This is a genomic window from Herbaspirillum rhizosphaerae (genome assembly GCF_001189965.1).
Taxonomy (GTDB): domain Bacteria; phylum Pseudomonadota; class Gammaproteobacteria; order Burkholderiales; family Burkholderiaceae_D; genus Herbaspirillum; species Herbaspirillum rhizosphaerae.
Genome location: NZ_LFLU01000003.1, coordinates 124,086 through 138,051, shown reverse-complemented (window position 1 = coordinate 138,051; position 13,966 = coordinate 124,086). Strand labels below are relative to the sequence as shown.

Genomic DNA, 13,966 nt, shown 5'->3' with positions numbered 1-13,966 from the left:
AATCGCGTTAGTTGAATTGTTTCAGGAAACGCAGATCGCCTTCGTAGAACAGACGCAGGTCGTTGATGCCATAGCGCAGCATGGTCAGGCGCTCAAGGCCGGAGCCGAACGCGAAACCGATGTATTGCTCGGGATCGAGACCCATGTTGCGCACCACGGTCGGATGCACCTGGCCGGCGCCGGAGACTTCCAGCCAACGGCCTTTGAGCGGACCGCTGCCGAAGGCGATGTCGATTTCCGCCGACGGTTCGGTGAACGGGAAATACGATGGACGGAAACGCACCTGCAGGTCGTCGGTCTCGAAGAAAGCCTTGACGAAGTTGAGATACACGCCCTTGAGGTCGGCGAAGCTGATGTCTTCGGCGATCCACAGGCCTTCGACCTGATGGAACATCGGCGAATGCGTCGCATCGCTGTCGACGCGATAGGTGCGGCCCGGCGCGATGACCTTGATCGGCGGCTTGTTCATGCGCGCATAGCGCACCTGCATCGGGCTGGTGTGGGTACGCAGCAGCAGCGGCTTGCCTTGCGTGTCGTTGCCTTCGATGTAGAAGGTATCCTGCATCGAACGCGCCGGATGGTTTTCCGGGCTGTTCAATGCGGAGAAATTGGTCCAGTCGGTTTCGATTTCCGGGCCGTCGGCAACGTCGAAGCCGATCGAGCGGAAGATTTCTTCAACGCGCTGCCACGAACGCATGACCGGATGGATGCCGCCCTTGCCGCGGCCGCGGCCCGGCAAGGTGACGTCGATCGCTTCGGCGTTCAGACGCTCTTGCATCTGTGCGTTGGCCAGCGCGTCGCGTCGCGCAGTCAGCGCGTTCTCGATCTGTTCCTTGGCGGCGTTGATGACGGCGCCTTGCACCTTGCGCTCTTCCGGCGCCAGCTTGCCAAGGCCCTTCATCTGCTCGGTGATCTGGCCGGTTTTGCCGAGATACTTGGCTTTGGCGTTTTCCAGGGCTGCGGCGTCAGGTGCGCCAGCGAAGTCGGCCTGGGCCTGTGCAACGAGTTGTTCTAGGGAAGTCATGCGGTAAGTCTCGCTCCATTCAGACAGACATCTGAGTAATCTAAGAACCGATCCGGTTCTGAGAACCTGTTCAACATCTCACTGCGAGGCCATGATCGGACGCGGGCTGCAGATCTTGAACAAGTTCTAACGACGAAGTCGAAAAAACATTGAAATACGGAGATTCAAAACGAATACGGGGCACAGGTATTTCACCTCTGCCCCGCAGGATTTGCAGCGCCGTCCGACACCGGACAGCAACTGCAACATAGCTAATTACTTAGCGATGTTGGCTTTCACCTGATTGACAATCGCAGCGAACGCTGGCTTGTCAGTCACAGCCATATCGGCCAGAACCTTACGGTCCAGTTCGATCGAAGCACGCTTCAGGCCGTTCATGAACACGCTGTATGTCACGCCATGCTCACGAGCAGCAGCGTTGATACGGGCGATCCACAGTGCACGGAAAACGCGCTTCTTGTTGCGGCGGTCACGGTATGCGTATTGGCCGGCGCGCATGACTGCTTGCTTGGCAATACGATAGACGGTGCTGCGGCGACCACGGTAACCCTTGGCTTGCGCCAGGACTTTTTTATGACGGGCACGTGCTGTTACCCCACGTTTAACTCTAGGCATAGTAGCTCCTTAGTGTGAGGTTAAGCGAACGGCAGCATTGCGCGAACCGATGTCATGTTAGTCTCATGGACTCCCACTGCACCGCGCAATTGACGTTTGTTCTTGGTGGTCTTCTTGGTCAGGATGTGACGTTTAAACGCTTGACCGCGCTTAACAGTACCGCCTGGACGGACGCGGAAGCGCTTTTTGGCGCTGCTTTTCGTCTTCATTTTTGGCATAACACTATCTGTCCATTATTGGACAGCTCCATTTTTTGATGATTGCAGGTGGCAACGATGCGCTGCTCTTGGATGCCTGCTCTCACTTATTGGCAGCAATTTTCATTGCTGCTTTTGCAGGAAACAAAACCACTGCTTCCCGACAAAATCTTCGGTTTCGCTACAGCTCACGCTTGCTGGACCGGAATACGCATCGCAAAGACCTGCCCCGCGATGCGCGAAAAAGCATGGCTGCTTTTTCTTGATATGTTGCTGCTTACTTCTTTTTCTTCGGCGCCAGGACCATGATCATCTGGCGTCCTTCCATCTTTGGAAACTGCTCGACCTGGCCAAACGGCTCCAAGTCGGCCTTCAGGCGCTCCAACACGCGCATGCCGATTTCCTGGTGGGCCATTTCACGACCACGGAAACGCAAGGTGATCTTGGTCTTGTCACCCTCTTCCAGGAACTTGGTCAGATTACGCAGCTTGATGTTGTAATCGCCGTCATCCGTGCCAGGGCGGAATTTGACTTCCTTGACCTGAATGACTTTCTGCTTCAGCTTGGCTTCATGAGCTTTCTTCTGCTCCTGATATTTGAACTTGCCATAATCCATCAGGCGTGCAACAGGAGGTTGTGCGGTCGGCGCAATTTCCACCAGATCCACGTTAGCCTCTTCAGCCAGACGGAAAGCTTCAGCCAAATTGACGATACCAAGCGGTTCGTTATTGACTCCGGATAAACGCAATTCCGGTGCAGTAATTTCACCGTTGATGCGATGCGACTTGTCAGTAGCTATTGCAGTTTCCTTTTAACGTCCAATAAATTAAGCCGTGCTCTTGCGCAGGAAGGAGCTTTGCTCCTTTAGGCTTTGGCTTCCACCTCAGTCTTGAGGCGTTCCACCAAGACATCGACAGGCATGACACCCAGATCGACATTGCCTCGCGCACGCACGGCCACTGTATTTGTATCGCGCTCTTTATCGCCGACCACCAGAATATAGGGCGGCTTCTGTAAAGAATGCTGCCGTATTTTATAGGTAATCTTCTCGTTACGCAAATCGGTGACGACTCTAAACCCTTGTTTTTTCAGCGTTTGCGCAACGTTTTTGACGTATTCAGCTTGCGCATCGGAAATATTCAGGATGACAACTTGCTCAGGAGCAAGCCACAGCGGCATCGCACCGGCGTGATTTTCGATCAGAATCGCGATAAAACGCTCCAGCGAACCGACGATCGCACGGTGCAGCATGACCGGCACCTTGCGGTCGTTGTCTTCCGTGACATATTCCGCACCCAGACGTGCCGGCATGGAGAAATCGACCTGCATGGTGCCGCACTGCCAGGAACGGCCGATCGAGTCTTTCAGATGGTATTCGATCTTCGGACCGTAGAAAGCGCCTTCGCCCGGCAGCTCTTCCCATTCGGTACCGGAAGCGCGGATGGCTTCGCGCAGGGCGTTCTCGGCCTTGTCCCAGACGGCTTCTTCGCCGATGCGTTTTTCCGGACGCAGCGCCAGCTTCACGGCGACGTCGGTGAAACCGAAGTTGTCATAGACTTCGCGCACCACCTTATTGAAGGCGGCGACTTCGTCCTGGATCTGATCTTCGGTACAGAAGATGTGGCCGTCGTCCTGCGTAAAACCACGCACGCGCATCATGCCGTGCAGCGCGCCGGACGGCTCGTTGCGGTGGCATTGGCCGAACTCGCCGTAACGCAGCGGCAGGTCGCGGTAGCTGTGCAGGCCGGAATTGTAGATCTGGATATGGCCAGGGCAATTCATCGGTTTCAACGCATAGGCGCGGTTTTCCGATTCGGTCGTGAACATGTTTTCACGATAGTTTTCCCAGTGGCCGGTTTTTTCCCACAGCGAGCGATCCAGGATTTGCGGCGCCTTGACTTCCTGGTAACCGTTATCCTGATACACGCGACGCATGTATTGCTCGACCTGCTGCCAGATCGACCAGCCCTTCGGATGCCAGAAAATCAAACCCGGCGCTTCGTCCTGGAAGTGGAAGAAGTCCAGCGCGCGACCCAGCTTGCGGTGATCGCGCTTTTCCGCCTCTTCCAGCATGTGCAGGTAGCTTTCCTGATCTTCCTTCTTAGCCCAGGCAGTACCGTAGACACGCTGCAGCATCTCGTTATTCGAATCGCCGCGCCAGTAAGCGCCGGCCAGCTTCATCAGCTTGAATACTTTCAGCTTGCCGGTGGACGGCACGTGCGGACCGCGGCACAAGTCGGTGAAGCTGCCCTCTGTATAGAGCGACACATCCTGATCTTGCGGGATGGATTCGATGATTTCCGCCTTGTAGGCTTCGCCGATGGACTTGAAGTAGGCCACCGCCTCGTCGCGCGGCAACACCTTGCGGGTGACGGGCTCGTCCTTCTTGGCCAGTTCGGCCATTTTCTTTTCGATGGCAGCAAGGTCTTCCGGTGTAAACGGGCGCTTGTAGGCGAAGTCGTAATAGAAGCCGTTGTCGATCACCGGGCCGATGGTCACCTGCGCGTCCGGGAACAATTCTTTCACGGCATACGCCAGCAAGTGGGCGGTCGAGTGACGGATCACTTCCAGGCCATCCGCATCCTTGTCGGTGACGATCGCCAGATCGGCATCTTTTTCGATCAGGAAAGAAGTGTCGACCAGCTTGCCGTCGACCTTGCCGGCCAGTGCCGCCTTGGCCAGGCCGGCGCCGATGTTGGCGGCGACTTGCGCCACGGTGACGGGCGCATCGAATTGACGTTGCGAACCATCGGGGAGACGAACTGAAACCATTTTGAACTCCATCTCGGCATTGCTTGCCGACGCTTGATTTATAGAATACGGAAAATAAGGACGAAAAAAAACGCGGACCAGCCGCGCTTTTTCATAAGACGAAAAAGAACCCGACTAGCGTCGCGTAGAGACCTGGGTGGTAGTTCGCGGTGTCATAACCGGTTTGCCTTTCTCGCTCTTACAGATGTTGGGGGTGATGCTGAACAGACATGGCAAAAACAACCATGAAACAGACAAGGATTATAGCAACAATAAAAAAATGTCGCATCCCATGCGTGGAAATACCGATACAAGAGCAGATTCCCGGGGTCCAGTCCTATCTGGAAAGTGACCCCGACGATGAACCCACTCTTGTATCGGTACGATGAAGCGAAGATGCTGCGGGCGGCGCCGATACAAGAGGAGATTCCTGCCACCCAGTCCTATCTGGAAAGTGGTGACACGAAAGGTGAATCTGCTCTGGTATCGGCACAGAAAACTGCAACGAGCCGGTTGGAGTACCGATACAAGAGAAGATTCCCGCCACCCAGTTCTATCTGAAAAGTGGTGGCGCGAAAGGTGAATCTACTCTGGTATCGGCACAGCAACTCGCAACAACACCGACAAGCACAAACGATGCGGATACAAGAGGAGATTCCCGTCGCCCAGTCCTATCTGGAAAGTGGCGACGACGAAAGGTGAATCTGCTCTGATATCGGCACGAATGCCAAAAACTGAACACGCGGCAACGCGCCACGGATAAAACTTTACAACTTGTATCGAGGAAGATTTACAGATGAATTGCTGCTACAGACATGACCGAATCGGTCAAAAATGAAGAAGTAATGCGGAGTAAGCTTCACCAGCTGACCAAACACTTTTTATTGATTTTTGGCCTGCCGCCCGGCTGCGAACCGGAGAACAACAAACAATATAGCGCACGATCGCCAACTCGTCAAGAAAATTTATACCAACTCAACAACAGCGCCCCCTCCGCGCAGCCGGGGCCGCTTGAAATATCGCAGCGCATTAGTAAATGCGAATGATTTTTATTATATAATTTTCGAGATCGAACAGATGCTAGGTCTCATTTAGCGCCTTGCCTCTCTTCAAGGTTACGTTTACCGCAATCGTCTTACCTGCTCATATCCATATTCAGCACTCCGATCGTGCCCGCCAACAGCCCTTCCGCCGACGTATTCAGCCATCTCTACAGCAACCATCACGGCTGGCTGTACAGCTGGCTGTGGCGCAAGCTCGGCTCGCGCGAAGACGCGGCGGAGCTGGCGCAAGACACCTTCGTGCGCCTGCTGAGCGCCAAGCCGTCTGATGAACTGGCCGAACCGCGCGCCTACCTGACCACCGTCGCCCACGGACTGGTGGTCAATCACTGGCGCAAGCTGGCCCTCGAACGCGCCTACCTGAGCGCGCTGGAAGCCCGCCCGGAAATGCTGGCCCCGTCCCCGGAAGAACGCGCCCTCGTCATTGAAACCCTGTGCCAGATCGACGCCATGCTCGAACGCCTCGCCCCCAAGGCGCGCCAGGCCTTCCTGCTGGCCCAGCTCGACGGCCTGACCTACGCCCAGATCGCCGAACAGCTCGGCGTCTCCGATCGCATGATCAAGAAATACATGGCGCAGGCAATGCTGCAATGCATGCTGCTGGTCGCGTCATGAGCGCCGGCATGCGCAGCAATCAATACGGCAAGGCAGCATCGAGGTCGTCGACGCCGGATTTCCCCACCTTGCAGGAAGCCGCCGAATGGTTCGCCCTGCTGCGCGCTGATGACGCCAGCAGTCGCGACCGCCAGCGCTGGCAGATCTGGCTCGACGCCGAACCCTCGCATCGCGAAGCCTGGCGCAAAGTAGAAGCCGTCAACGAACAATTCAACATGCTGCCCGGCGAAGTCGCGCGCGATGCGCTGACCGCCAAAGGTGCACAGCGCCGCAAGCTGGCCAAGCGGCTGGCATTGCTGTGCCTGGCGACCTCCGCCGGCGGCCTGCTCGCCACGCGCGCACCGCGCGAGTATCTGGCTGCGCTTAACGCGCAATACCGCACCGACATCGGCATCACCCAAAAAATCGTGCTGGCCGACGGCTCGCTCATGTGGCTCAACACCGCCAGCGCCGCCGACGCCTACTTCACCGACGAGCTGCGCCGCATCGTCGTGCACAAGGGCGAAGTCCTGATTGAAACCGCTCCGGATCAGCATGCACCGAAGCGCCCGCTCGTGGTCGACGTCAGGGACGGCCGGCTGCGCGCCATCGGCACACGCTTTACCGTGCGCCTGAGCGATAAGGGAACCCATCTGGCGGTGCTGCAAGGCGCCGTCAGCGTCGAACCGGCCGACGGCGCCGCGACGCGCGTCATCGCCGCCGGCGATGAAGTCGTGTTCGGCAGCAACTGGATCGGCCAACCGGTCGCCACCGATGAAACCCGCACGGCGTGGTCGCGCAACATGCTGATGCCGGACAACATGCGCCTGGCCGACTTCCTCGACGAACTCAGCCGCTACCGCCGCGGCTATATCGCGTGTGCGCCGGAAGTCGCCGACCTGCGCCTGGTCGGCGTCTATCCGCTGGCCGATACCGACCGCGTACTGGCGGCGCTGACGGCCAGCCTGCCCGTCAAAGTGCGGCGCATCCTGCCGTGGTGGATCAGCGTCGAGCCGGCCTGATTCCTTGCTTAAAAATATTTTTTACCGAAGCGGTTCCCTTTTTTGCGTTTCGCTTGGCAATGGAAAAAGAACTCTGCCGAACACGAAACCCGAAAGGACCATCATGACCGCTGCACAACTCCCGGCGCGCAAGACACGCTCGCTGACCATGCTGACGATGCCGACATTACGCCCGCTGCCCCATTACCTGCGACTGGCCCTGTTTGCCCTGCCGCTACTGGCAACGTTGCCCGCGCACGCGCAAAGCACAGGCACAACGGCCGTCGCAACACGCACATACAGCATCGCCGCAGCGCCGCTGGGCCAGGCGCTGCGCCAGTTCGCCAGTGAAGCCGGGATCCTGCTTTCGGCCGACGCCAGCCTGACCCAAGGCAAGAATAGCCCCGGCCTGAACGCCAGCGTCTCGGTCAGCCAGGGCTTGCAGCAGTTACTGAGCGGCACCGGTCTGGTCGCCGTCATGCAAAACGATGGCAGCTACATCCTGCAATCCGCCGCCGCTTCCGCCGCGCAGGCGCCGTTGCCGACCATCGTCGCCTCCAGCAGCCGCACTGCACAGGCTGACGGCACCTATCGCGTCGTGCCCAGCAGCAGCACACTGCGCAGCAATGCCTCAACGCTGGACATCCCTCAGATCGTCAACATCGTGCCCGCGCAAGTGCTCGCCGACCAGCGCCCGCGCAATCTCGACGACGCGCTGATCAACATCAGCGGCATCACCCAGGGCAATACGCTCGCAGGCACTCAAGACACCATCATGAAGCGCGGCTTCGGCGGCAACCGAGACGGTTCCATCATGCGCAACGGCATGCCGCTGGTGCAAGGACGCGGCCTGAACGCCACTGCCGAAAGCGTGGAAGTGCTCAAAGGCCCGTCCTCGCTGCTGTACGGCATCATGGATCCGGGCGGCGTCGTCAACGTCATCAGCAAAAAACCGCAACTGGAACGCCGCACCTCGATCTCGCTGCTCGGCTCCACCTACGACCACGGCCGCAGCGGCGGCGGCGCCACGCTCGACACCACCGGCGCCGTCGGCGACAGCAACCTGGCCTATCGGCTGATCGTCGACCGTGTCGACGAAAACTACTGGCGCAACTTCGGCCAGCATCAGGAGACGCTGGTCGCGCCGTCGCTGGCCTGGTACGGCAAAGAAACGCAGGTCGTGTTCTCCATTGAACACCGTGATTTCGTGTACCCGTTCGATCGCGGCACCGCCATTGATTCGCGCACCGGCCGCCCCCTCAACATCCCGGCCGATCGCCGTCTTGACGAGCCCTTCAACAACATGACCGGCAACAGCGACCTGGTGCAACTGAACGTCGATCACGACATCAACCCCGACTGGAAAGCGCACGTCGGCCTGAGCTACAACCGTGAAATGTATGACGCCAATCAGCTGCGCATCACCGGCCTGAATCCGGTCACGGGTGTCATCACGCGCAGCAACGACGCCACGCACGGCTCGCTCAGCACGGACACCTACGGCACCGCATATTTGCAAGGCAAGACCAATATCGCCGGCCTGCGCAACGATATCCAGTTCGGCGCCGACATGGAGTACCGCAGAATTTATCGCGCCGACCTGCTGCGCCAGGCTGCGCCCAACTTCAACTTCCTCAATCCCGTGTACGGCACCTTGAAGCCGTCATCCACCGTCTCAGCCAGCGACAGCGCACAGACCGACCTGCTGCACGATAAATCGCTGTTCATGCAGGATTCGCTCTATCTCACCGACAAATGGATTCTGGTCGGCGGCATGCGCTACCAGGACTACAGCCAGCTCGCCGGACGCGGCCGGCCGTTCACCACCAACACCAATCTGTCCGGCTCCAAATGGCTGCCGCGCGCCGGCCTGATCTACAAATGGAACGACCAGCTGTCGCTGTACACCAGCTACACCAAGTCGCTCAAGCCGACCTCGACCATCGCGCCTTTCGGCTCGGGCGTCGTGATCGATTCCAACGTGGCGCCGGAACAGGCGACATCGTGGGAAGCCGGCGCCAAATACGACCTGGCCTCCGGCCTGACGGCGACGCTGGCGGTCTACAACATCAACAAGAAAAACGTGCTGGTGTCGCAGTTCAACGCCGTCACCAACCTGACCGACTATCGCACTGCGGGAGCCGCCCGTTCACGCGGCATCGAACTGGACGTCTCCGGCCAGTTGACCGAGCGCTGGAACATCATCGGCAGCTACGCCTACACCGATGCCAAGACCACTGAAGATCCGCTCTACGCCGGCCTGCGCCTGTGGAACGTCGCCAAACAGACCGCTGCGCTGTCGGCTGCCTATGACTTCGGCGCCATCGCCGGCGGCGACAAGCTGCGCGCCGGCGCCGGCATGCACTACGTCGCCAAGCGCGCGGGCGATTCGGCCAACAGCTTCATGCTGCCGAGCTATACCACCGCCGATGCCTTCGCGACCTACGACACCAAAATCGGCGGCCAGTCGGTCAAGTTCCAACTCAATGTGAAGAACATGTTCAACCGCGTCTACTACACCTCGAGCGCGAACCAGTATTTCGTCTCGATGGGCGACGCGCGCCAGGTGTCGCTGTTGACCACGCTGGAGTTCTGATCGTGCGCGCCGCCTTTCGTCATCACGGATTGACGCTGCTGCTGGCAACGCTGGGCTTCGGCCCGGGTGTCGCCGCAATGGCAGCCGCCGTCGAAACCGCTACCCAACCGCTGGCCCGCACCACGCACGTCAGCGTCCTGCCTGGTTCCGGCCACAGCTGGGGTTTTGCCGCCAAGGATCCGACGCGTCCCTATTTGTTCATCGCGCGCCGGGAAAACGGCCTGACCGTGTTCAACACCGACACGCAGCAAGCCGTGCGCACGCTCGACGACAGCAGCGGCGCCAACGGTGTGGTGTTCGTCCCCGATGCAGACCGCGCCTACCTCGCCAACATGGACGGCTCGCTGACCGTGGTGCGCCTGTCCGACCTCAAGACGCTCAGGCGCCTGCCGGTCACCGACGCCAACCTCAACAGCGCCGTATATGAACCGATCAGCCGCCGCGTCATCATCGCCAGCGGCCGCCGCGCCAACCAGTCGACGCTGTACATCCTCGATCCGAAGCAGGATCGCATCGTCGGCGAGCGCAATGTCGACATCAAGAAAATCGATCCGTTGCTGGTGCTCGGCGACGGCAACCTGTTGCTGCCGATGCGCGATGAAGGCAAGGTCATCCGGCTCAACGGCAAGACCTTGGAAACGCTGGCGAGCTACAGCTTCCCCGGCTGCGTACAACCCAGCGCACTGGCCAGCGACAATGCCGGCCGTCGCCTGTTCATCGCCTGCCGCGGCAAGGCGCCGATCCTGACGATCGCCAATCTCGACAGCGGCGCGCCAATCGCCAGCCTGCCTATTACACCGGCAGTCAATGCACTGGCCTGGGACAGCGCGCAACGCCGCCTGCTGATCCCGAGCGGCAACGCCGGCAATCTCTCCGTCGTGCAGCAAGACGATCCCGATCGCTACCGCATGCTGGGCTACGTCGGCACGCGCCTGTGGGCGCACAACATGGTGTACGACCAGGCGCGCAGTTCCGTCTACCTGTTCAGCATGGACTTCACTCAGCCGGCCGCCGACGCCGCCGGCCGCAAGCAAGACCCCGTTTTTCACGCAGACAGCTTTACGGTTCTCACGCTGACGCTGAACCCGCCAACGCGTTAATCCCCTCCGTCGTCCAGTGCGACCGCCAACACGCGGGCCACATGGACGGCTTCGCGCCCGGCGCCGTCGTGAATCTGATGGCGGCAGCTGGTGCCGTCGGCCACCACGATGGCGTCCGCCGCAGCCTTGCGCACCGCCGGCAACAGCGACAACTCCGCCATCGCCATCGATGCCTCGTAGTGCTCCTCTTCATAGCCGAAACTCCCCGCCATGCCGCAACACGACGACTCCACCACGGACACTTCCGCCTGCGGAATCCACTGCAGCACGGTCGGCACCGGACGGAAGGCGTCGAAGGCCTTTTGATGGCAGTGTCCGTGCAGCACAATCTTGTTGGACGGCAGCGGTTTGAGCTCAAGTTTCAACTTGCCGGCCTTGTGTTCCATCACCAGGAATTCTTCGAACAGGAAAGCCGACTTCGCCAGTTGCTGCGCCTCATCGCCGTAGCCGTAATTCAAAAATTCGTCGCGCAGCGATAACAAGCATGACGGCTCCAACCCGACCACGGTCACGCCGCGGCGCACGTAGGGCATCAGCGCATCCAGCGTGCGGCGCGCTTCGGCCTTGGCCCGATCGACCAGCCCTGCCGCCAGATAGGTGCGGCCGCAGCACAGCGGACGTTGCCCGGGCAGCATGTTGAAATGCACCTGGTAACCTGCCGCCTCCAACACCTGCTGCGCGGCGCGGGCGTTTTCCGGTTCCATGTTGTTGTTGAAGGTGTCGACGAACAGCAAGACTTCCTTGCCGGTGTTTGTCGCCGGCGCGCTCTGCGCATTGCTCAAGAACGATTTGCGGAAACGCGGCAGCGAACGTTGCGGCGCCAGCCCGAGCAAACCCTTCACCCAGCCGGAAATCACCGGGATTTTCTGCGCCAGCGCCAATGCGCCGCCGACGCTGCCGGCATAGGACGCATATGCCGGCATGTAGGCGATCAGCTTGTCGCGCAGGCTGACGCCGTTCTTGCCGGCCCAGGCCGCGCGCGCCTCGATCTTGATCTTGGCCATGTCGACGCCGGTCGGGCAATCGCGCTTGCAGCCCTTGCAGGAGACGCACAGGTCCAGCACTTCCTTTACTTCAGGACTAGCCAATCCTTCGCTGCCGAGCTGGCCGGACAGCGCCAGCCGCACGGTATTGGCGCGACCGCGCGTGACATGTTTTTCATCGCGGGTGACGCGGTAACTCGGACACATGGTGCCGGCATCGAACTTGCGGCAGTGGCCGTTGTTGTTGCACATCTCGACCAGCTTGGCCAGACCGTCGCTGCGATCGCCACCGCTGCCGGGTGCACTTTCCTTGCCGGTCAGCGGATCGCGTTTGACGTTCCATTGCGACCAGTCCAGCACCGGGCTGTAGGGCAGCTCGCGATAGCCCGGCGCAAAGCGAAAGTTGGCAGCATCGTCCATCTTCGGCGGACGCACGATCTTGTCCGGATTGAAGCGATTGTCGGGATCGAACAAATCCTTGATCTCGCTGAAAGCGGCGTTGAGTTTCGGCCCGTACTGCCATGCCACCCACTCACCCCGGCACAGACCGTCACCATGTTCGCCGGAATACGCACCCTTGTATTTGCGCACCAGCACGGCCGCGGCTTCGGCGATTTCGCGCATGTCCTTCGCGCCGCCGCGGCGCATGTCGAGGATCGGCCGCACGTGCAAGGTGCCGACGCTGGCGTGGGCGTACCAGGTACCCTCGGTGCCGTACTTGTGGAACACTTCGGTCAGCTGGCGCGTGTACTCGGCCAGATGTTCCAGCGGCACGGCGCAGTCTTCGATGAAGGACACCGGCTTGCCGTCGCCCTTCATGCTCATCATGATGTTGAGGCCCGCCTTGCGTACATCCCACAAGGCTTTTTGCTCGTTGGCGTTGGGCATGTCCACCACAGAACCGGGCAAGCCGAGGTCGCCCATCAGCTCGCCCAGGCGCTTGAGCTGCTCCAGTTGGTGATCGAGATTTTCTCCGGAAAACTCCACCAGCAGGATCGCTTCCGGATGACCGACCAACGCCTTCTCGATCACAGGCTTAAAGGCCGGATTGCTCATCGCCAGATCGATCATGGTGCGATCGACCAGCTCGACCGCAGTCGGTCCCAGCTTGACGATGTGCTGGGTCATATCCATCGATTGATAGAAGGTCGGGAAATTGACCACGCCCAGCACCTTGTGCGCTGGCAGCGGCATCAGCGCCAGCGTGATCTGGCGACTGTAAGCCAGCGTGCCTTCCGATCCGATCAGGATGTGCGCGAGATTGGCGACGCCGTCGTCGGTGTAGGCGCGCGGATTCTGGCAGTCGAAGATGTCGATGTTGTAGCCTGCTACGCGACGCAATACCTTGGGAACGCGCTCGACGATTTCGCCGCGTTCACGCCGGGCGATGGTCTGCAGTCCGCGCACGATGTCGCCGATGCGGCCGCTGCCCGGCATTTCCGGCAGGCGCGTGAAGCGGCCTTCGGTGCCGTCGGCCAGCACCGCGTCGATGCCCAGCACGTTGTGCACCATGTTGCCGTATTCGATCGAGCGCGAACCGCAGGAGTTGTTGCCCGACATGCCGCCGATGGTGCATTGCGCCGCCGTCGACACGTCCACCGGAAACCACAGGCCGTGCGGCTTGAGCCAGGCGTTGAGATGGTCGAGCACCATGCCGGGCTCGACCGTGATGGTGCGCGCCACCGGATCGAAGTCGACCACTTGGTTGAGGTATTTGCTGTTGTCGACGATCAGCGCTTCGCCGACCGTCTGGCCGCACTGGCTGGTGCCCGCGCCGCGTGCCAGCACCGGCATGCGATGCTGGCGCGCGATATCGAGCGCGATCTTCAGGTCGGCCTGGTCGCGCGGCACCACCACGCCCAGCGGCATGATCTGATAGATGGAAGCATCGGTGGCATAGCGGCCGCGATCGGCCTTGCCGAACATGACTTCGCCCCGCATCTCGCGCTGCAATTGCATGGCGAATGGCGTAGCGGGTGCAGTGTTCCGCCCGCTCGGGGGAACCAGATGGATGGGCTTGACCAGCATGAGATAGTCCTGTCAA

At 60.0% G+C, this 13,966-nt stretch carries 12 protein-coding genes; 6 read left to right on the top strand and 6 right to left on the bottom strand.

All coding sequences use genetic code 11. The annotated features are described in order from the left end of the window. Window positions 1–7: 7 nt before the first annotated feature. The 3 genes from pheS to rpmI all read right to left on the bottom strand — a co-directional run bounded on the left by pheS (window position 8) and on the right by rpmI (window position 1,857). Window positions 8–1,024 (bottom strand): phenylalanine--tRNA ligase subunit alpha, encoded by a 1,017-nt coding sequence (gene pheS / locus AKL25_RS06065; protein ID WP_050476748.1) that lies wholly within the window; start codon window positions 1,022–1,024, stop codon window positions 8–10. Window positions 1,025–1,279: 255 nt separating this feature from the next. Next, the gene (rplT, locus tag AKL25_RS06060) at window positions 1,280–1,639 is read right to left on the bottom strand and encodes a 50S ribosomal protein L20 (protein ID WP_007882754.1); all 360 of its coding nucleotides are present in this window, start codon (window positions 1,637–1,639) and stop codon (window positions 1,280–1,282) included. Window positions 1,640–1,659: 20 nt separating this feature from the next. Beyond that, complete coding sequence (gene rpmI, locus AKL25_RS06055; RefSeq protein WP_007882755.1) at window positions 1,660–1,857, bottom strand: 50S ribosomal protein L35; 198 nt, start codon at window positions 1,855–1,857, stop codon at window positions 1,660–1,662. Window positions 1,858–1,895: 38 nt separating this feature from the next. Here rpmI and AKL25_RS24120 point away from each other — a divergent pair, with 38 nt between their 5' ends. Further along, window positions 1,896–2,102: a hypothetical protein gene (locus tag AKL25_RS24120; RefSeq protein WP_157050511.1), complete on the top strand. Its 207-nt coding sequence runs from the start codon at window positions 1,896–1,898 to the stop codon at window positions 2,100–2,102. A gap of 11 nt (window positions 2,103–2,113) precedes the next feature. On the opposite strand, the gene infC is transcribed toward AKL25_RS24120, so the two are convergent. Continuing rightward, window positions 2,114–2,635: a translation initiation factor IF-3 gene (infC, locus tag AKL25_RS06050; RefSeq protein ID WP_081493440.1), complete on the bottom strand. Its 522-nt coding sequence runs from the start codon at window positions 2,633–2,635 to the stop codon at window positions 2,114–2,116. A gap of 65 nt (window positions 2,636–2,700) precedes the next feature. Beyond that, complete coding sequence (gene thrS, locus AKL25_RS06045; RefSeq protein WP_050476971.1) at window positions 2,701–4,608, bottom strand: threonine--tRNA ligase; 1,908 nt, start codon at window positions 4,606–4,608, stop codon at window positions 2,701–2,703. Between the two features lie 794 nt (window positions 4,609–5,402). Here thrS and AKL25_RS24115 point away from each other — a divergent pair. The 5 genes from AKL25_RS24115 to AKL25_RS06025 all read left to right on the top strand — a co-directional run bounded on the left by AKL25_RS24115 (window position 5,403) and on the right by AKL25_RS06025 (window position 10,939). Further along, window positions 5,403–5,633 carry a hypothetical protein gene (locus tag AKL25_RS24115; protein ID WP_157050509.1) on the top strand — a complete coding sequence of 77 codons (231 nt, stop codon included), beginning with the start codon at window positions 5,403–5,405 and terminating at the stop codon, window positions 5,631–5,633. A gap of 123 nt (window positions 5,634–5,756) precedes the next feature. Beyond that, window positions 5,757–6,263, top strand: a complete 507-nt coding sequence (locus AKL25_RS06040; protein ID WP_050476747.1) for a sigma-70 family RNA polymerase sigma factor — start codon at window positions 5,757–5,759, stop codon at window positions 6,261–6,263. Beyond that, a complete protein-coding gene (locus AKL25_RS06035) occupies window positions 6,239–7,264 on the top strand; it encodes a FecR domain-containing protein (RefSeq protein WP_240475655.1) in 1,026 nt (341 codons plus the stop codon). The genes AKL25_RS06040 and AKL25_RS06035 overlap by 25 nt, the downstream gene beginning before the upstream one ends. A 103-nt stretch (window positions 7,265–7,367) precedes the next feature. Then, on the top strand, window positions 7,368–9,839 hold the full coding sequence (locus tag AKL25_RS06030; RefSeq protein ID WP_050476745.1) for a TonB-dependent siderophore receptor: 2,472 nt from the start codon (window positions 7,368–7,370) through the stop codon (window positions 9,837–9,839). Between the two features lie 2 nt (window positions 9,840–9,841). After that, the gene (locus tag AKL25_RS06025; protein WP_083444591.1) at window positions 9,842–10,939 is read left to right on the top strand and encodes a YncE family protein; all 1,098 of its coding nucleotides are present in this window, start codon (window positions 9,842–9,844) and stop codon (window positions 10,937–10,939) included. Here AKL25_RS06025 and AKL25_RS06020 read toward each other — a convergent pair. Beyond that, window positions 10,936–13,950, bottom strand: a complete 3,015-nt coding sequence (locus AKL25_RS06020) for an FAD-binding and (Fe-S)-binding domain-containing protein (RefSeq protein WP_050476744.1) — start codon at window positions 13,948–13,950, stop codon at window positions 10,936–10,938. The genes AKL25_RS06025 and AKL25_RS06020 overlap by 4 nt on opposite strands. Between the last annotated feature and the right edge of the window lie 16 nt (window positions 13,951–13,966).

What these genes read in the sequence shown, in the direction of transcription:
- AKL25_RS06035 (WP_240475655.1), top strand. Translation starts at nt 6,239, where the DNA reads ATGCATGCTGCTGGTCGCGTCATGAGCGCCGGCATGCGCAGCAATCAA.
- AKL25_RS06030 (WP_050476745.1), top strand. Translation starts at nt 7,368, where the DNA reads ATGACCGCTGCACAACTCCCGGCGCGCAAGACACGCTCGCTGACCATG.
- rplT (WP_007882754.1), bottom strand. Translation starts at nt 1,639, where the DNA reads ATGCCTAGAGTTAAACGTGGGGTAACAGCACGTGCCCGTCATAAAAAA.
- rpmI (WP_007882755.1), bottom strand. Translation starts at nt 1,857, where the DNA reads ATGCCAAAAATGAAGACGAAAAGCAGCGCCAAAAAGCGCTTCCGCGTC.
- pheS (WP_050476748.1), bottom strand. Translation starts at nt 1,024, where the DNA reads ATGACTTCCCTAGAACAACTCGTTGCACAGGCCCAGGCCGACTTCGCT.
- AKL25_RS24120 (WP_157050511.1), top strand. Translation starts at nt 1,896, where the DNA reads ATGATTGCAGGTGGCAACGATGCGCTGCTCTTGGATGCCTGCTCTCAC.
- AKL25_RS24115 (WP_157050509.1), top strand. Translation starts at nt 5,403, where the DNA reads ATGACCGAATCGGTCAAAAATGAAGAAGTAATGCGGAGTAAGCTTCAC.
- AKL25_RS06020 (WP_050476744.1), bottom strand. Translation starts at nt 13,950, where the DNA reads ATGCTGGTCAAGCCCATCCATCTGGTTCCCCCGAGCGGGCGGAACACT.
- thrS (WP_050476971.1), bottom strand. Translation starts at nt 4,608, where the DNA reads ATGGTTTCAGTTCGTCTCCCCGATGGTTCGCAACGTCAATTCGATGCG.